Below are 18,247 nucleotides of genomic sequence, written 5' to 3'. Positions count from 1 at the left end.
CGTTCCGGTGCGTGCATGAGTGCCGCCGAGGAGAGCCGTGCCGGGGGCACGGCGACCGAGTCGAAGGGGCTCAGGTGCGTGCGGGAGCGGCGCCCGGCCGACATCTGCCCTCTCCGCGGAAGCACTGAGTGGTTCAGGAATCCAGGTGCGCCTGTCGGTGGCCGGTGGTCTCATGGACGACGTGCCTGCTGTCGTCGACTCGCTGCGTCGCTACGCGCGGCCGCCGTCCCCTCTGGCGGGACGGCTCTCGGTGCAGTCGCTGTTGTTCGCCGTGGGCGACGGCACCTTCATCACCGTCGGCGCCGTCTTCTTCACCCAGATCGTCGGGCTCTCCGCCGCCCAGGTCGGTGTCGGCATCACCGTGGCCGGGGTGGTGTCCATGATCGTGGCCGTGCCGGCCGGCAAGCTCGCCGACCGGATCGGGCCGCAGCGGATGTGGGCTCTCGGCGCGCTGGGCACGGCATCGATGTACGCCGTGTGGCCATTCATCGAGGGGTTCGCTGCGTTCCTGGTGATGAGCGTGGTCATCGAGGTGGTGAACAGCTCGGGCGGGGCCGGGCGCGGCGCCTACGTGCTCGACATCCTCCCGCAGGCCGAGCGGGTGTCCTCCCAGGCCTACATGTATTCGGTGCTCAACCTCGGCTTCACGCTCGGCGCGAGCCTGGGCGGCCTCGCGCTGCTCTTCGACGACGACGTCGTCCGCGCACTGCCGTGGCTGGTCGCCGTCCTCGCGCTCGTCAACGCGTACTGGATCACCCGGCTCCCCGCCGCCCCGCACCGCAGCGGACCGCCCGTCGAGGAGCCGCCCGACGCCGCGTCCGCCGAGGTGCCGGACGCCGTCGCCGTCGAGCTGGCCGTGGAAGGCGCCGTCGAGGATGCCGCCGGCGAGCGGGTCGTGCCCGGCGCGCTGCGCAACCGCGGGTTCTTGTCGGCCTCGTTCTTCGGCGGGGTGCTCAACACCAACCAGGTGCTGCTGCAGATCGTGATCCCGCTGTGGCTGGTGGAGGAGACGGACGCACCGCGGGTGCTGCTCGCCTGGCTCTTCGGCACCAACACCGTGATGTGCATCTTCCTGCCCATGCTGGCCTCACGGGGGGTCCGCGATGTCCCGACCGCGCTGCGTGCCGCGCGGATCAGCTCGGTCTTCTTCGTCGTCTCCTGCCTGATCACACTGATCACCCACGACACGCTGGGGTGGACGACGATCCTGCTGGTGTGGGCCGGGCACGTCACGGTCACCGGCGCGGAGCTCTATCTCTCGGCCGCGAGCTGGGCGCTCGAGGCCGGCCTCTCCGACCCGGACAAGCGCGGCGAGTACCAGGGCGCCGGCAACCTCGGCAGTTCGCTCGGCTACGTCTGGGCGCCCGCGGCCTACACCTTCTTGGCGATGGAGTGGGGCGCCGAGGGCTGGCTCGTGATCGCCGGCATCGTCGTCCTCGCCACGGTCGGCCTGCATCCCGCCGCCCGCGCAGGCCAACGCTTCCTCGATCGGTACGACCTCGACCCGACGCGGTAGCCGCGGCTGGTGGGCCGGCGGCGCGGTGGGCCGCTGGGCCGGTCGGTCTGCAGTTTTCTCGGTCGGCCGACGGAACCGGACCTTGGCCGGGGAAGCTTCGTCGGCCAAGGTCCGGTTCTCTCGGTCGGCCGAGAAAACCGCCCGACGTGCTTGAATCACCCCTCGTGGCAACGGCTTCGCAGTGGGTGCAGGGCGCCCGACCTCGCACACTCCCGGCGGCGATCGCACCGGTGGTCGCCGGCGTCGGCGCAGCCGGGTACGGCACGGCCTCCGCCCAGGTGAGCTGGGGTGAGGACTGGTGGAAGGCGCTGCTCGCGCTGGTGGTGAGCCTGGCGCTCCAGGTCGCGGTGAACTACGCCAACGACTACTCCGACGGCGTGCGCGGCACCGACGACGTCCGGGTCGGTCCGATGCGGCTCGTCGGCTCCGGCGCCGCCACGCCCGACGCCGTCAAGCGTGCCGCGTTCCTCGCGTTCGGGGTCGCGGGGGTGGCCGGGCTCGGCCTGGCCGCGGCGACCGCCTGGTGGCTGGTGCTCGTCGGGCTCGTCTGCGTGCTGGCGGCCTGGTACTACACCGGCGGGTCCAAGCCGTACGGCTATCTCGGCCTCGGCGAGGTGATGGTGTTCGTCTTCTTCGGGCTCGTCGCCGTGATCGGCACGACGTACGTGCTCATCGAGGACTGGTCGTGGCCCGCGCTGTGGTGCGGCGTCGGGGTCGGTGCGCTGGCGTGCGCGATCCTCGTGGTGAACAACCTGCGCGACATCCCGACCGACACCGTCGCCGGCAAACGCACACTCGCCGTTCGACTCGGAGATGGCGGTACCCGATGGCTCTACGCGGGCCTGGTGTTCGACGCCGCACTCGCCGTCGTGCTGGTCGCGTGGGCCTCCACGTGGTGGGCGCTGCTCGGCTTGGCCTTCCTGCTGATCGCGGCGCGGGGCCTCAGGATCGTGCTCGCGGGAGCGGTCGGCCCGGCGCTGATCCCGGTGCTGCAGACGACCGGCCTGGCCGAGCTGGCCTGGGCCGGGCTCGTCGGGGGCGCGCTGCTCATCGCCTGACCTTCCTCACCGCGCGCCGGAGTCCGAGCAGCGCGGAGCGCGCCGCACGTGGCCGTCGCCGCGTCACCGTCGCCGGCTACCGCGCCGCCGCTCCCCCACCAGGACCGGCCACAGGCATCGCGGTGACGATCAGGTACCGGGCCCGCACACCTCGGGACGGACCAGCACCGGCCTTGGTGACCAGCGTCAGCCGGTGGATGCCCGAGGTGGAGGTCGAGGGGCCGGGCAGGCTCCGCGAACGCACGCGGGTCTCGACCCGCGTGATGCGGTAGCGCCGGACGCCGATCCCATCGGCGCGGACCGTGACGACCTGCCCGCTGCGGACTCGACGCAGCGCCGTGAGGGCGCCTCGACCACGCGCAGCGACCTGGCCGGCGATCACGGTGGCACCGACCCGCTCACCGGGAGCCGCCGACGAGACGAGCCAGCCCGCCCGATCCCGGCGCCCCGGGACGAACATGGTCTTGCCCCGGCGGCCGACAGGGTCGACTCGCACCCGCACGCCGACCGACGGGATCGCCACCGTGCCCATCCGAGCCTGCATGCCCGAGGGTCGGCCGTTCCGCACCGAGCCCGTGGTCACCCGCAGGGCAGGGAGCCGCGGCCGGTGGGCGAGGGTGCCCGCCGCCTTGGCCCCACAGGGAGTCCCGGCAGCCCGGTTGCGAGAGTCCGCCGCCGTCGTCACGACCCACGTGTGGTGACCAGGCTTGCTCACGACGACGCGGGGTGTGGTGATCCTGCCGTTGCGGAGCGGGAACGCGACCCGCGCGACCCGGGCGGACGGCGTACACATCCGGGAGGTGCGCCGAGGCGCGGGGCCGTACAACGTGGCCGTGGCGCGACCAGCTCGTGCCGAGCCGTATCCGGAGACGACGACGGTGGCGGCGGTCGCGACCTCCGCGGGCTCGCCGGCTCGGCTCACCGGCAGCACGATGCGCTTCGGAGCCCGCACACGCAGCCTCGGCCCGACCTGGGACGGCGCGCCGACCGTGACGGTCAGCCGGATGTCGGCGCACTGCACGGGCACCGAGGTGTCACAGACACGGATCACGTACTCGTCGGGTCCGACGAACCCCGGGTCCGGGAGGTAGGTCACGGCCCCGGTCACGGCGTCGATGGCCACGCTGCCCCCCCGAGGCTCCGTCACGACGACCACCGAGCTCGGATCGAGCGGACGACCGTCGGTGGTGACCAGATCGCTCAGGCCGACGGTGCTCGGCGAGTTCGGCGTCGTCACCTGACTCGGTCCCGGGGTGAAACCGTTCCGCACGGTGATGCTGACGGTCGCCGTGTCGCACGCCGACGTCGCGGCCGCGCAGACCTGGTAGGTGAAGGTGTCGACGCCCGAGAACCCGGGACCCGGGGTGTACTCGAAGCCGTCAGGCACCGCGGTCACGGTTCCGTGCGACGGCGGGGACACGACCGTCGGCGTACTCAACGGGACACCCGATGCGGCGGCGTCGTTGCGGACGACGTCGGTGCGCACCGCCGTCGCCACCTGTGTGGTCGAGGTGTCGTCCTCGGCACGGATCACCGGGCCTCCGGGGCCACCGGGGCCGCCCGGATCCACCGGGGGCGGTGCGACGACCGTGACCGGCACGGCGACGTCGGCGCACTGGACGGGTGCGGAGGTGTCGCAGACCCGCACGGAGTAGCTGTCGGCACCGATGTGACCCGGGTCCGGGGTGTAGGTCACCGCGCCGGTGGTGGCGCTGATGGCGATCGCGCCGTGGTCGGGCTGGGTCACGGCCACGACCTGGGTCGCGTCCAGCGGCCTGCCGGTGGTGGTCGCGATCGCCGACAGCGGCGTGGTGATCGGCGTGTTCTGGAAGACCATCACGCCTGTCCCAGGGGCGAAGACGTTCTGGACGGTGACGCTCAGGCGCGCCGTGGCGCAGATGTTCGCAACGGTCGCGTCGTCCACCCGGTACTCCACGACGTCGACACCGGAGAACCCGGCGCTCGGGGTGTAGGTGATCTGGCCGTCGGTACCGACCGTTGCGGTGCCACCGGCCGGTGTCCCGATCACGGTGGGAGCAGACATCGCGGGCGAGGCCGGGGCGATGGTGTCGTTGGATCGGACGTCGGCGGTCACCGCCGTCTGCACGGTCGTGGTCGCGGTGTCGTCCTGCGCGCTGAGAGTCCGCTTGCGCAGGGCGACGACCTGCTGGGCGTCCCGGTCCGTGACGAGCAGGTCGCCCGACGCCATCGTCGCGACCCAGGTCGGCGTGGCGGTGCCCCACACGGTGAGAGTCTCCTGGGCGTAGCCGGTGCCGTTCGGCACCAGGCGCAACACTCGCTTGTTGCCCGAGTCGCCGACGATCAGCGTGCCGTCGGCCTCGACGACGCCGTGCGGGTTGGCGAGACCCAGCGCCACCACGGACCTGGTGTAGCCGGCACCGGACGGGCTGAACCTGACGATCTTGTCCTCGTCGGCCCAGTCGGCGACGAACACGTTGCCGTCGGCGTCGACGGCGACCCCACGCGGACGCTCGAGGCCCGAGCCGACCAGCGAGGTGGTGTAGCCGCCGTCGGACGGCGTCAGCTTGTGCACGTCGCCGCTGGAGTTCTCGCTGAAGTAGACGTTGCCGTCGACGTCCACCGCGATGCCGGAGGGTCGCTGCAGATTGCCGGCGAGCACGGTGCGGGCCCAGGTGTAGCGGTTCGGCTGGGTCAGCTTGACGATCTCGTGGTTGCCCTCGTCGGCGTAGTACACCGCGCCCACGGCGTCCATCGCGATGCCCTGCGGGTCGATGCGGTCCGCGCTGTCGATTCCGTTCGGGGTGTAGTTCGATCCCGGCCACCCGATGAACACCATGCCGGAGCCGGCGTCGCCGGCCCAGATCGTGTTGTTGGCGTCGCTCACGATGCCGGTCGGCTCCTGCAGGGTCATGACGGCGGCGCGGGAGAGGTAGGCCGACGCGGGGATCGCGCCGCAATCGGTCTCCGAGGTCACGGTGATCGTGACCGTGGCGATGCCGCACACGCGAGCGGGGTTCTCGTCGTCGCGGACCAGGTAGCGATAGGTGTCGGTTCCGGAGAAGCCGGCGTCGGGGGCGTAGGTGATGGTGCCGTCGGCGTTCACCGTCGCCGTGCCGTTGGCGGGCGCGCTGATGACGGTCGGGGCGCCCAGCCGGACGTTGGCGGCGTCGTTCGCGCGCACGTCTGTGGTGACCGACCCAGGAGCCGTGGTCGTGGCGGTGTCGTCCGTCGTCCGCAGCGTGGTGGGGCCGAACGTCCACAGGGCGTCGAAGGAGGAGACGAAGAGGGAGCCGTCCTCACCGATCTTGAGGGTCGTGGCGTACTCGGTGCCCCAGGGTGCGTGGAGCTGCTTGGGGCCGTAGCCCGAGCCGGACGGTGTCACCGTCCACACGCCGGGGTCCTCGCTGGTGCTGACCCAGAGCGTGCCGTCGTGGTCGACCGCGACGCCCTGACCGCTGCCGAGGCCGGACACCGCGTTGGTCTGCGCCCAACCCGAGCCGGTGTCCACGAGCTTGACCACGCGGGTGTAGCTGGCGACGTAGACCGCGCCGGCGTCGTCGACGGTGACCTGGTGCGGGAACTGCAGGCCCGTCGCCATCGAGGGCGACGCTGCGTAGCTCGCCGACTTGTCGAGCCGGACCACGCCACCGCTGCCGTAGGACGTGGCGTTGGTGCTGACGAAGACGTCGCCGTTGGGGGCCACGTCGATGCCACCGATGTTGACCAGGAGCGGGGAGGTAAACGTGCCGGCGAGCGAATAGGAGGATCCCGACGGGACGAGCCGGAGCACCTGGTTCGCGGAGTAGCGCACCACCCAGATCGCACCGCTGGCATCAGAGTCGTCGACCGCGATCGAGCCCGTGCCGCCGAGGCCGGAGGCGACGACCGAGCGGTCGTAGCCCGACGCCGTGGGCGTCAACCTGACGATCTGGTCGGTCTCGGAGTCGGTGAGGAAGATGGAGCCGTCGGAGTCGACGTCGAAGCTCTGCGGGTAGTCGGTGCCGGTCTCGATCGGCAACGGGATGTCCGCCCCGAAGGTGCCGAGCGGGTCGCAGGCGTTGCCCTGCGTGACCGTGACGGTGACCTCCGCCGTGGCGCAGGCGACGCCCGCGGCGTCACGCACGGCGTAGGAATAGGTGTCTGTACCGGAGAAGCCGGCGTCGGGGGTGTAGGTGATGGTGCCGTTGGCGTTGACCGTCGCGGTGCCGTGCTTCGGGTTCTCCGCGATGGTGGGCTCGGCGAGTGTGCTGCCGGTGGCGGTGTCGTTGGTCCGCACGTCGGTCGCGACGGCGTTGCCGAGGGTCGTGCTCGCGGTGTCGGCGTCGGCCGTCACCGAGACGGGGTCCAGCCGCACCACCCGGTTGTTGTCGGTGTCGGCGACGTACAGCCGGCCCTGGTCGTCGACCGCGATGTCGCGCGGAGCGAGGAGTCCGGTCGTCGGGATCGTCTCCTGGACGAAGCCGTCGCCGTTCCACCTCAGCACGACGATCCGGTCGTTGCCCGTGTCGACGACGAAGATCCGGGTGCCGCCCGGTTCGGCGTCCAGACCGCCAGGCGAGGACAGGCCATCGGTCGGGAGCGTGGACAGGGCGGCACCATTGGTGGACAACGCCTGCACCACGTTGTTCGCCAACGTGACGTAGACCGTCGATGCGCTCGCCACCGCCAGGCCCGTGATGTCGGCAGCGGTGGGCTGAAGAGCCGTCTGGCTGTAGCCACCCCCGTTGGGAGCGAGCTTGAGAAGCTGCCTGCCGGCTCCCCCGGCATAGACGATGCCGGCGCCGTCGACGTCGAGGGCCGGCAGTCGCCCCAGCCCGGAGGCCACCGTCGCCAGCGCGTAGGAGGAGTTCGAGAAGGTCAGCTTCTCGACCGTGCCCGACTGCGTGTCGGCGATGTAGGTCAGACCGTCGGCTCCCAGCGCGAATCCGCCCACGCTGAACGGCGGAAGGTCAGAGGGGGCGGACGTGCTCGTGTACGCCGAGCCCTCAGGCGTCAAGCGGAAGACGACCCCGAGAGCGTCGACGACGTGGACGACGCCGGCGGCATCGACGTCGATCCCGACGGGCACGCCGAGACCCTGGCCGATCGTCGTCTGCCGGTAGCTCGACGCCGGAAGGGCGGCGCAGGAGATCGTCGGGGGCGCCGCCTGGGCGGTGGGCGCGACCGCCGCGCCGATGCCGGTGACCACCAGAGCGCCCGCGGCTGCGACCAGCCCGGCGAGGACGGGATGCAGGAACTTCCTCATGATGCGACTCACTTCTTCCCCATGACGGACCGCACGAGACACCGCGTGCCTTCAGGTGCGGAGAACTTCTGCTCTGCAGTCCAGGTCTCGCTGCTGTCGACGGGCACGGTCACCGTCGTCGACGCCGAGTCCACCGTCCGCGCCTGGGCGTCGGTGAAGAGCACCAGGACCCGCAGCGTCTGCTCGGTACTCGATTCGTTCGCCGCGGTGCCCGTCGCCTGCCAGCCGTCGGCAGTGGCACCGCAGCCGGTGAGCGTGACCTGCTCGTACAGCCTCGGCACGTTCGTCAGCGCGGCCCCCATCGGGATCGCATGCTGCACCCCCACGAACCCCGGCGCCTTCTTCCTCGGCGACCGCCCCAGGACCGGCGGTGCCGTCTGCTCGGCAGGCTCAGCCGACGCGTCGACCACGGCCGACGGCGTCGGCGCGGCTTCCTGGGCCGCCGACTCCGAGCCGGAACAGCCACTCGATACGAAGAGCAGCACGAGCGCGACGCCTGTCCTCCCGAGGACGCGACGGCAGGGGGCAGCGACGTGGGCGACACGCATGCAGGAGCAACTTTCGGTCCGAGGTGCGGACCACTCGCACCGGCTAGACCAGTGAAACGGCACCATGACGGGCGTGACAACGCCCCGCCGCGAATGTCGCCCGTCGCGTCACCCGGTGGTGGCGGTGATCGCCCTCCTGGCCGCGGTCGAGGTGGCCAGTGGCGCCATCCAGGGCTACTACGGCCCCGTGATGGTCGACCTCGCCGACGACCACAGCGTCAGGTACGCGGACCTGAACTGGCTCGAGGCCTGCCAGCTGATCTTCTCCGCCCTCGTGGTGCCACCGCTCGCGCGGCTCGGTGACCTCGTCGGCCACCGGCGGGTGCTCCTCGGGGCGACAGTGGTGACCGCGTTGGCGACGTGGGGCATCGCATTCGCGCCGAGCTTCCCGTTGCTGCTGGCGGCCTGGACGGTGCAGGGCGTGTACGTCGTCTGGCTGCCGATCGAGATCGCGATCATGCACCGGCGCACCGCCGGCCGTCCCGACCAGGGTCGGATCACCCGTCGTACCGCCGCGATCCTGGTCGCCACGCTCCAGGTGTCGATCATCGTGTCGGCGGGCACGGCCGGCCAACTCGCCGACCGCGTCTCGACGTCGACGATGCTGGTGGTGCCCGCGGTCGTGGTCACCCTGTGCCTGCCGCTGGTGGCGGTGCTGGAGGACGTGCCCGGCTTCCCCGGAGGCCGGTTCGACTGGGGCGGTCTCTCGCTGCTCGCGGCGATCGTGCTCGCCGTGCTCGGCGGCCTGGTGCTGATCCGGGTGGATGGCGTCGGATCGCTGCCGGCGTGGTCGGTGGTCGCGGCGGGTGTGGCGTTGGCGGTGCCGTGGTGGCGCTACGAGTCGCGGCACGCCGACCCGATGGTCGACGTGCGACTGCTCGCCCATCCGGCCCAGTGGAGCGTCCAGGCCACGGCCTTCCTCGTGGGCATGTCGCTGCTCGGCGCGCAGGTCCCGTTGTCGACCTACTTCCGCAGCGACCCGGTGGTGCACGGCTACGGCTTCGGTTTGACCGCAGCACAGGGCTCGGCCCGGATTGCGCTCTACGTCGCCTGTCTGGCGATCGGTGCGCTGCTGCTGGCGCCCCTGAGCCGGCTCCTGGGGATGCGCCTGGCGATGACCGTCCACTGCCTCGTCTATGCGGCCGGATACGCGGCCTGGCTCCCGCTTCACGGGAGCCCGTCTGCCGCCTGGGGAGTCATGGCGGTGATCGGACTCGGCACCGGCGGCCTGATCGCGGCCATACCCGCGGCGGCTGCCGCCGTCGCCCCGCCCGATCGCGTCGGATCGGCAACGGGCCTCACGAACGCGGCGAAGACCGTCGGCGGCGGCATCGCCTCCGCTGTCTTCGCGATCTGCTTGACCCGTACCGGCTCGCTCGAGGTGGGCGGTGGTTGGCTGGGCGGCTACTACGTCGTCTGGTCGATCTGCGCCGTCTCAGGACTCCTCGCAGCGCTGGTGCTGGCGGGGACCGCACGCGTCGCCGGTCCGCGTCCGACGGCTACTGCGTCAGCAGATCGAGCTCGATCGCCCTCTCGATGAGCGCTTCGCGGGAGTTGACCCCGAGTTTGCGGTAGATGCGCTGGAGGTGGGTCTTCACCGTGTTCTCGCTGATGTGCAGCGACGCGGCGACTGCGGCGCGGCTGGGATGACGCGAGAGGGCCACCATCACGGCCGACTCCTGCGGAGTGAGGGACGCCGGCATCGTCTCCGCGGAGATGCTCACCGGGACAGGACCGTCGAGGTAGGCCCGCAACGCGGCAGCGTCACGGGCGTCGGCGAGGTCCCGGAGGGCGGCGAGGTCCGTCGGCGGAAGGTACATCAGGTGAGCCCGGGCACCGTCAGGTCCGACGAGGGCCAGAACCCTGTCCATCAAGGCAGCCGCGGTGTCCGGGCGCGCGACGCGCAGTGCCGCCGCCGACCCGAGGGTCAGGGTGGCCACCCGGGACCGGGTCGTGTGGCCGGGTCGTGCCTCCAGCCTGGGCAGCGCGGCCAACGCAGGGCCCGCGTCGTCGTTGAGCAGGTAGGACAGCATCGCCGCCGGTGCCACCTGACCCGCATACCGAGTGCGGCGCCGCAGCAGCGGACCCGCCTTCGCGCGGTTGCCGGACGAGAGCCAGAGGATCGCGAGAGCCGACCGGACGGCGGCCGCACCGAGGCCGTCCGCCGAACCTGGCGGTGACGGCGTGTTCTCCAGCGCCGACTCGACGCGATGCGTCTCGGCGGTGGCCCGCCCGAGGCCGAGGCGGGCGTGCATGAGCGTCCAGGTGATGAACGGCCAGAACTCGGAGGTGACGACGAAGGCGCAGCCGTCGTACCGAGCGATCGCGCCCTCCAGGTCGAACTCGTCCAAGCACAGCGCCGCCTCGCCGATGCGCCCGAGCGCGTTCCCGTACCCGGTGGCCTGCCCGGGGCGCCATGCGGCCGGGTCGATGTGGGCGAGCGCGGCCCGCGCTTCGGCACCACGACCATCGAGCGCATTGAAACCCGCGGCGTAGACGGCGTTGTGGTTGAGCGACTCGGGGCGGGTGCTCGACGCGATGGCCCGCATGGCCGTGATCCGCGCGACGTCGATCTGCCCGTCCTGGAAGAAGGAGTAGGACAGGTGCCGCAGCACGGTCGCGCCGAGGTCGGTGATGTGGTGCTGTTCCTGTTCGGAGATGCCGTCGAAGTAGGCCAGCGCCTGTCCGGCAGCGCGCGCCGACTCGTCGAAGCGCCCGAGGATGCGCAGGCTGGCGACCTTCGCGGTGTGCCCCATCAACACCTCGCCCGGCCCCATGTCGGGGAGCCGAGGTCCGGTCCACGACGCCGGGATGCGGAAGTACTCGGCGGCGGCACCGAGCAGCGCGGGATCGCGATGGCAGGCCAGACCTCGACCGAGGGCGAGCGCGGGGTACTGGGCGAGTGCGTGGTGCGGCACCGTCGCGAGCTGACGGTCGAAGCGCGGCGACGTGATCATCTCGGGGTTGCTCGCCACGAGTGCCGCGTAGACCCGGCCGGCGACGCTGTACTGACGAGCGGAGACGGCGATCTCGAACGCCGTCTCGAAGATGCCGTTGCGATGCAACCAGCCCGCGGCCGCCTGTGCAGCCCGAGCCCGCGTGGCGGCGGGTAGCGCTCCGGACTCGGCCAGCATCGCCGAGCGCAACGACTCCACGTACTGGAACACCTGGCGCCCTGGCGCGAAGGGGATCCACCGGCCGAAGCCGTGCCAGGCCAGCTCGGCCAGGATCGACCTCGCGTCACCCACTCCGCTCAGCTCATCGGCGAGGTCGACGTCGAAGTACGGCGGCAGGCAGGTGGCGAGCACGAACTCGTACGCCGCCCGTCCGGGGAGCTGCGTGCGTAGGTCGTCCGCGACGAGCGAGCGCCACTCGAGCGCGCCGAGATCGACGTCGGGCCTGGCCAGCGACAGCATCGCGGCCCGGACCGCGAGCGGGAAACCGGCCGTCGTGGCATGCAGCTCCCCGGCCAAGTCGGCCAGCCGCGCGTCGCCGAAGGTCGTCAACAACGCGCGCGTCTCCTCGAGGGTGAACGCGAGGTCGGACGGACCGATCGAGGCGATCTCACCGCGCAGCGTCCGACCCGGACTGGCGATCCCGGTCGTGGTGCGGGTCGTGATGACGACCCTCAGCTCCGGGCACAGCCGCACCAGGCGCGTCAGGTCGTCAGCGACGACGTCGGCGTCCTCCCGCAGGCGCTCGAAGGCGTCGAGCACCAGCAGCACCTGGCCGCGGTCCGCGAGCGCACCCGCGACCACCGAGGGGATGTCTCCGATGCGCTCGACGTCGCCCATCAGACCGACGGCCTCGTCCATCGGCAGGACGTCGAACCGGCCCGCCGCGGTCAGGACCGCCTGCCAGAAGTTCACCCGCCCGGGTTGCTCGCCCTCCAACGTCAGCCAGGCGACCGCGGCGCTGTCACGCGAATCGACCCAGCATCGGACGAGACTGGTCTTGCCCGATCCGCTCGGCGCGGAGAGCACGGTGAGGCGAGGAAGCTCGCGATCCAGCTGCGCGTGCAGACGCGGTCGGGTCAGGAGGTCGGGGCTCGCCGGGGGCATCGACACCCGCACATCATGACGGCCGGCAGGTGGATGGTCGGACGAGGGAGTCCGGAGGGAGGACCCTGACGACCGCTGGGCGGTCACCGAGCCGATCAGTCGGTGTCTTCCTTGGAGCGCATCTCCTCGTACCGGGTCGTAGCGCTGGCGGCACGCGTCTGGACACGCTGGGCCAGCGCTTCGCGCGGCCCCTGCAGGACGACGTAGGAGCCGATCCCGCTGAGGATGAAGGCGATGATGAGGCTCCACCCGAGCGAGGCCTCACCCGTCACGAGCAGCCACGCGCCGGCGACCATTCCCCACGTGACCGCGAAGAGGGCGATGCGGGCCAGGGTGTAGATCCAGAACTCCTTCACTCGGCCAAGGGTAGGCGCACCCCGCCGGGTCACCACGCGCCACCTACCATGGGCACTGTGTTGCGGTTCCTGTTGATGTTCGCTCTCTTCGTGCTCGCCACGTACTTGCTGGTGCGGGCACTGCAGCGCGCGACGAACTCGCAGCACCCCGCGGGCGGCGGACGTCGCCCGCAGCAACGGCCGATCTGGCAGCCCAAGCCACGCCCGAAGATCGTCGCGCCCGACGACGACGAGGACTTCCTGCGCGACCTCGATCGCAAGCGGCTGCGGCCCGACGACGCCACCGACGCCCAGCCGGAGGACGACGAGAAGAGCCCCGGCGCGAGTTGAGGTCGGCGGTGGTCTCGTGACGCCCGCTCGTTCCTCGCGGGCTCCTCGACCATCGGGACACTCGAACGCGGTGTCGTCGACCGCGGAGCCGGTCGTGCCGGTCACGCCGTGGCGCGCTTGACCCCGCGGAAGTATCCGATCGCACCCGAGCGGACGAGCTCGACGTCGACACCCTGGGCGGCGAGCCAGTGCACGATCTCGGTGCCCGTGCATCCGGGCCCGAGCAGACCGGCGACGCGACCGACCCGACGGATCGGTTCGTGGATCAGGCCCGAGTCGTTGAGCAGGGCGCTGCCGCTGATCACTCCGCCGGGCTTGAGCACCCGCACCATCTCCACGACGGCGGCCGCCGGGTCGGGGAAGCAGTGCAGCCCGGTGAACGAGACGACCATGTCGAAGGACTCACCCGCGAACGGGAGGTCGCCGACGTCGGCGATCCGCGGCGTCACCTGGTCGTCCAGACGACGCTCGCGCGCGGCGTCCATCGTGCGGTCGAGCATCGCCTGTGCGATGTCGGCGGCGACGTAGTCGACGCCTTGACCGGGCGTGAGGCCCCGGAGCGCGACGCCACCCCCGCACGGCACGTCGAGCACGCGGGAGCCCGGCGCCAGCAACGACAGCTCGTGGGCGGCGTCGTAGAGGCGGCGCAGGTTGCTCTGCAGCCCGGCCGCCCAGATCGCACCGCCGAGGTGGGGGTGCTCGACGGTCCAGTCGTAGAAGGACGCCCAGAGCGGGTCATCGCTCCAGCCGCCGAGCCCGGGGATGCGGGAGATGATCGTCACCCGGTCAGACTACGGATCAGCCGACCAGTGCCGGCGCCCGCAGCAGTTCCGGCGGCACCGCGAAGGCATCCGCCAGATCTCCGGCGAGCGGTCGGATCTTGCGACACAGGCTCGCGACCTCACGCGAGATCGCCTTGCTGCGCTGCACGCTGAGCCGGCCGTGCTCCATGAACCAGGCCCGATCCGCCTCGATCCCGGCCAGGGCGTGCAGGTCGCACAGCAGGTTGAGCGCCACCTTGAGGTCGCCGTCGGGCAGCGTCGCCACCTTCTCCACGAACGCCTCGAGCACGAGCCGCTCCATGTGGGCCCGGGCCGCGGCGATCACGTGGTCCTGCACGCGGGAGAAGACCTCGCCGGCGTCCATCCCGTCGTCGATGCCCCGCTTGAGCCGACGGGCGACGCCGCCGATCATGTGTTCCTCGCGGAACCGGTACATCGCCAGGTGGTAGTCGGGGTCGAGCAGTCCGGCGTCGGCGTCCCAGGCGTCACCGCCGGGGAGCACGTCCTTGATCCGCTCGAGCAGTTTGTGCACGGCCGTCTTCTCGATGACGGTGTCGACGGCGAGGCCGGCGACGAACCGCACCATGCCGAACTGGTCCAGGTCCTCGAAGTCGCTGGCGTAGTCGGTCAGCAGGCCCTTGGCCACCAACTGCAGCAGGACGTGGTTGTCGCCCTCGAACGTGGTGAAGACGTCGGTGTCGGCCTTGAGCGCCGCGAAGCGGTTGACCGCCAGGTACCCGGCGCCGCCGCATGCCTCGCGGCACTCCTGGATGGTGCGCGTCGCGTGCCAGGTGCCCAGCGCCTTGGTGCCCGCCGCCCGCGACTCGAGCAGACGACGGGTGACGTCGTCGTCCTTCTCGCCGGAGAAGACCTGGTGGAGCTGATCGGCGACGACCTCCTGGGCGAAGTGCAGCGCGTAACTGCGGGCGAGCAGCGGTAGGAGCCGTCGCTGATGCAGGCCGTAGTCGAGGAGGAGCTCCTCCTCCTCGCCCGTCGCCTCGAACTGGCGACGACGATTGCCGTAGGTCACCGCGATGGCGATGGCGACCTTGGCGGCGTTGATGCCCGCACCGCCGATGCACACCCGGCCCTGCACCAGCGTTCCGAGCATGGTGAAGAAGCGGCGGCCCGGGTTGTCGATCGGGCTGGAGTAGACGCCGTCCGCGTCGACGTCGGCGAAACGGTTGAGCAGCGCCTCGCGCGGCACCCGGACGTGGTCGAACCAGATCCGTCCGTTGTCGACGCCGTTGAGGCCCATCTTGGCGCCGTCGTCCTCGATCCGGACGCCGGGCGCGACCTCGCCGTCCACCCGGATCGGCACGAGCAGGGCATGGACACCGTGCTGCTCACCGCCCACCTCCAGCTGGGCGAACACGACGGCGAGCTCGCCGTGGCAGGCGGCGTTGCCGATGTAGTCCTTGCTCGCGTCCTCGCGCGCGGTGTGGACGACGAACTCGTCGGTCTCGGCGTCATAGGTCGCGACGGTGCCGAGCGCCTGGACGTTCGAGCCGTGACCGGTCTCGGTCATCGCGAAGCAGCCCAGCAGCCGGCCGCTGACGACGTCGGCCAGGTAGCGCTCGTGGTGTCGCTGGGTACCCAACTGGAGGATCGCGCCGCCGAAGAGACCGAACTGGACCCCGACCTTCGTCATCACCGAGAGATCGCCGAGACCGAGGGTCTCGAACGCCGCGATCGAGGCACCGATGTCCGCGCCGCCGCCGTACTCGGCCGGGAAGCCGAATCCGGTCTGCCCGGTGCCGGCCATCTCCTGCACCAGCTCGAGCACACGCTCGCGGTACTCGGCGCGGGTCGACGTCTCGGCGTCCTCCAGGATGCCCGCGTGCTCGGCGAGCTGGGCACGCACGCTGCGACGGACCTCGGCGTAGCGGCCGTCGAGCACGTCCGTCAGTGCGGCGACGTCCACCTCCGGCTGGAGGTAGACCCCCTCCTCCTCGGCCGCCGCCCGCTCCGCGCCCGGCCCCGCAGCCGCGGGATCGGCGGCGTCGGGATCGACGGCATCGGGCAGGACGGTGTCGGTCGCCATGAGGCAGACGGTACCGAGCAGCGCCTCACCCTCCCGGGGTCCCCAAGCCCGACCACCGGCTCACCCTCCCGAGGTCTCGACGAACTCGACCACCGGGGGCGCAGTCATCGAACGGACCTCCCGGTCACCGAGCGGACCTCCCGGTCATCGAGCTTGTCGAGATGCCCGCCGGGTCTCGACAAGCTCGACCACCGACGGCCGATCAGTCGGCGTGCACCGGCACGGCCGACGTGGTCGTCGTCGGATGGGATCTGAGCGAATGTCGATCGAACTTCTGCCCGGTGGCGATGCCTCCCAGGTAGAAGGCGACCAACGCGATCATGAACCCGGCGACGTCGTCGGCGAGGTAGTGCCAGCCGAAGTAGATCGTGGCGATCACGGTGCAGCCGAAGTTGATCCAGAAGATCCACTTGAGCAGCTTGCTGCGCAGGGTGAACTGCACCATCAGCGCCCAGAGCAGGGTGATGCCGCAGTGCAGGCTGGCGAAGCCCGCGACCGAGTTCACGATGCCCTCGACGCTCTGCCCGTCGTACCCACCGTGGACGACGAGATCTCGGGTGCGGTCCAGCGACTCGATCAGGTCGGTCGTGGGCGTGTGCGCCAGGTCGGTGTACCCGGACGGGAAGTGGAAGGCCGGGCCGAGCGTGGGCAGCGCGTAGTACGACAGCGTGCCGAGCGACCACGCGATGCCCTGCGACGTCACGAACCAGTAGCCGAAGGAGATGTTGCGCGACCACACGATCCAGACGGTGACCAGGATCGGCACCATCGGCACGAACAGCAGGTAGATCCACGAGAGCACGTGGGCAGCGATGTTCGTGCCGAGGACGTCGTGCAGCACCGGCCCGGGCCGGCCACCGAAGAACAGCACCTTGTCGAGCAGGTTCAGCTCGCGGTCGAACATGTCGTTGGGATTGTCGAAGTCGCGCACGAAGGGCAGCGCCGACTTCAGGTTCCGGTAGCTGACGTAGGTCACGTAGAAGCAGACGATGCCGAGCACCACGAGCAGCGAGCGATCGCGCGTCCAGTGGCTGCGCAGGCGCTCCTTGATCACCGTGACCATCACCGTGGGTCGCATGCGCGAGAACCACAGCGCACGCGGCACCAGGTCGAGCGCGAGCGCGAGCGCGACGAGCAGCGGCAGGCGCGCCCACGACGGACCCAGGAACTTGCCCTCGGGGTCGAGCAGCGGACGGTCGTACTGCAGAGACACCACCAGGGCCAAAGCGCCCATGACGGCGGCGACCGCGACGAGGGTCACGTAGGCGCGGCGATACACGGCGCCCATCGTAGTGCGCGGACCTCCGGGGTGCTCAGAGCAGCGCCACGCGAGCGGCGTCGAGACGGAGCCGCACACGGTCCCCGGGCGCAGGGACGCCGGCCGCCGAGACGGCGTCGAGCACGCCGACCCCCTCGACGTCGACGACGAGCCGGACGGCGTCGGGGGTGGCACGGGCCGAGACGACGGCCCCGACCAGTCCCGCCGCCCCGGGCGCGTCGACGGTCGTGGCGTCCGCGACGAGCGCGGAGCGACGCAGGGCGACCTGCCCCGCCGTGCCGGGCGACGCCTGCCGCTGGGGCAGTGCGGCGAGCACCCGGCGCGCGGGTTCGCCGTCCAGCACGCGCGCGTAGCCGAGGAACAGCGCGGTCTCGGCGTCGACCGGCCGGGCCCACACCTCGCGTGCGCTGCCCTGCTGGACCACCCGTCCACCGCGCAGCACCACCAGCCGGTCGGCGAGCGCGAACGCCTCCTCCTGGTCGTGGGTGACGAGCAGCGTCGTGGTGCCCGACTCGGTGAGGATGCGACGCAGGTCCGAGGCGAGCCGCTCGCGCAGGGCGGCGTCGAGCGCCGAGAGCGGCTCGTCGAGCAGGAGCGCCCGCGGTGCGGCGGCCATCGAGCGGGCGAGCGCGACGCGCTGCCGCTCACCGCCGGACAGCGTGCCCGGCAGTCGGTCGGCGTACCCGGCGAGACCCACCAGGTCCAGCAGGTCAGCGACCCTCCGAGCGCGGTCGGGCACCCGGCGCAGACGCAGCGCGTACCCCACGTTCGCAGCGACTGAGAGGTGCGCGAAGAGCTGGCCGTCCTGGAACATCAGGGCGAAGCCCCGGCGATGCGTGGGCACGCCCGCGAGGTCCGCGCCGTCCCAGGTGATCCTGCCCGCGCTCAACGGCTCGAGCCCCGCGACGGCGCGCAGCAGCGTCGACTTGCCGCACCCCGAAGGCCCGAGGACGGCGACCACCTCGCCGTCCTCGATCCGGACGTCGGCGTCGCTCAGGGCGGGCACGCCGTCGTAGTGCACGCTCACAGCGTCGAGCTCCAGCATC

General features: G+C 71.4%; 12 protein-coding genes. 4 read left to right on the top strand and 8 right to left on the bottom strand.

All coding sequences use genetic code 11. The annotated features are described in order from the left end of the window. Positions 1-145: 145 nt before the first annotated feature. Complete coding sequence (locus tag KSO97_RS13230; RefSeq protein ID WP_232679633.1) at positions 146-1,516, top strand: MFS transporter; 1,371 nt, start codon at positions 146-148, stop codon at positions 1,514-1,516. A 164-nt stretch (positions 1,517-1,680) separates the two neighbouring features. Next, positions 1,681-2,574 carry a 1,4-dihydroxy-2-naphthoate polyprenyltransferase gene (locus tag KSO97_RS13225; protein ID WP_232679631.1) on the top strand — a complete coding sequence of 298 codons (894 nt, stop codon included), beginning with the start codon at positions 1,681-1,683 and terminating at the stop codon, positions 2,572-2,574. Between the two features lie 76 nt (positions 2,575-2,650). On the opposite strand, the gene KSO97_RS13220 is transcribed toward KSO97_RS13225, so the two are convergent. Beyond that, positions 2,651-7,801, bottom strand: coding sequence for an Ig-like domain-containing protein (locus KSO97_RS13220; RefSeq protein ID WP_232679629.1), 5,151 nt, complete (start codon positions 7,799-7,801; stop codon positions 2,651-2,653). Between the two features lie 8 nt (positions 7,802-7,809). After that, complete coding sequence (locus tag KSO97_RS13215; RefSeq protein ID WP_232679627.1) at positions 7,810-8,349, bottom strand: hypothetical protein; 540 nt, start codon at positions 8,347-8,349, stop codon at positions 7,810-7,812. 64 nt (positions 8,350-8,413) lie between these two features. Between KSO97_RS13215 and KSO97_RS13210 the strand changes: the two genes are divergently transcribed. Further along, positions 8,414-9,889, top strand: coding sequence for an MFS transporter (locus KSO97_RS13210; RefSeq protein ID WP_232679625.1), 1,476 nt, complete (start codon positions 8,414-8,416; stop codon positions 9,887-9,889). Here KSO97_RS13210 and KSO97_RS18045 read toward each other — a convergent pair. Together KSO97_RS18045 and KSO97_RS13200 are read right to left on the bottom strand one after the other, a co-directional pair. After that, entirely contained in the window at positions 9,849-12,410 is a 2,562-nt protein-coding gene (locus KSO97_RS18045) for a LuxR C-terminal-related transcriptional regulator (RefSeq protein WP_269782506.1), read from the bottom strand. The genes KSO97_RS13210 and KSO97_RS18045 overlap by 41 nt on opposite strands. A 95-nt stretch (positions 12,411-12,505) precedes the next feature. Further along, entirely contained in the window at positions 12,506-12,766 is a 261-nt protein-coding gene (locus tag KSO97_RS13200) for a DUF4229 domain-containing protein (protein WP_232679624.1), read from the bottom strand. 57 nt (positions 12,767-12,823) lie between these two features. Between KSO97_RS13200 and KSO97_RS13195 the strand changes: the two genes are divergently transcribed. Then, a complete protein-coding gene (locus tag KSO97_RS13195; RefSeq protein WP_232679622.1) occupies positions 12,824-13,096 on the top strand; it encodes a hypothetical protein in 273 nt (90 codons plus the stop codon). Between the two features lie 101 nt (positions 13,097-13,197). Here KSO97_RS13195 and KSO97_RS13190 read toward each other — a convergent pair whose 3' ends face one another. From KSO97_RS13190 to KSO97_RS13175, 4 genes are all read right to left on the bottom strand, one after another. Next, the gene (locus tag KSO97_RS13190) at positions 13,198-13,878 is read right to left on the bottom strand and encodes a class I SAM-dependent methyltransferase (protein ID WP_232679620.1); all 681 of its coding nucleotides are present in this window, start codon (positions 13,876-13,878) and stop codon (positions 13,198-13,200) included. 16 nt (positions 13,879-13,894) lie between these two features. Continuing rightward, positions 13,895-15,922: an acyl-CoA dehydrogenase gene (locus KSO97_RS13185; RefSeq protein WP_232679618.1), complete on the bottom strand. Its 2,028-nt coding sequence runs from the start codon at positions 15,920-15,922 to the stop codon at positions 13,895-13,897. Between the two features lie 202 nt (positions 15,923-16,124). Next, a complete protein-coding gene (locus tag KSO97_RS13180; protein WP_232679616.1) occupies positions 16,125-17,210 on the bottom strand; it encodes a phosphatase PAP2 family protein in 1,086 nt (361 codons plus the stop codon). A 25-nt stretch (positions 17,211-17,235) separates the two neighbouring features. Next, a complete protein-coding gene (locus tag KSO97_RS13175) occupies positions 17,236-18,246 on the bottom strand; it encodes an ABC transporter ATP-binding protein (protein WP_232679615.1) in 1,011 nt (336 codons plus the stop codon). Between the last annotated feature and the right edge of the window lies 1 nt (position 18,247).

It is taken from the genome of Nocardioides sp. R-C-SC26 (genome assembly GCF_021246465.1).
Lineage (GTDB): Bacteria > Actinomycetota > Actinomycetes > Propionibacteriales > Nocardioidaceae > Nocardioides.
This window is presented reverse-complemented; position numbering and strand designations above follow the sequence as displayed.

Excerpts from the sequence above, each read along its gene's own strand:
- KSO97_RS18045 (WP_269782506.1), bottom strand. The coding sequence starts at position 12,410 with ATGCCCCCGGCGAGCCCCGACCTCCTGACCCGACCGCGTCTGCACGCG.
- KSO97_RS13185 (WP_232679618.1), bottom strand. The coding sequence starts at position 15,922 with ATGGCGACCGACACCGTCCTGCCCGATGCCGTCGATCCCGACGCCGCC.
- KSO97_RS13175 (WP_232679615.1), bottom strand. The coding sequence starts at position 18,246 with ATGCTGGAGCTCGACGCTGTGAGCGTGCACTACGACGGCGTGCCCGCC.
- KSO97_RS13180 (WP_232679616.1), bottom strand. The coding sequence starts at position 17,210 with ATGGGCGCCGTGTATCGCCGCGCCTACGTGACCCTCGTCGCGGTCGCC.
- KSO97_RS13220 (WP_232679629.1), bottom strand. The coding sequence starts at position 7,801 with ATGAGGAAGTTCCTGCATCCCGTCCTCGCCGGGCTGGTCGCAGCCGCG.
- KSO97_RS13215 (WP_232679627.1), bottom strand. The coding sequence starts at position 8,349 with ATGCGTGTCGCCCACGTCGCTGCCCCCTGCCGTCGCGTCCTCGGGAGG.
- KSO97_RS13210 (WP_232679625.1), top strand. The coding sequence starts at position 8,414 with ATGACGGGCGTGACAACGCCCCGCCGCGAATGTCGCCCGTCGCGTCAC.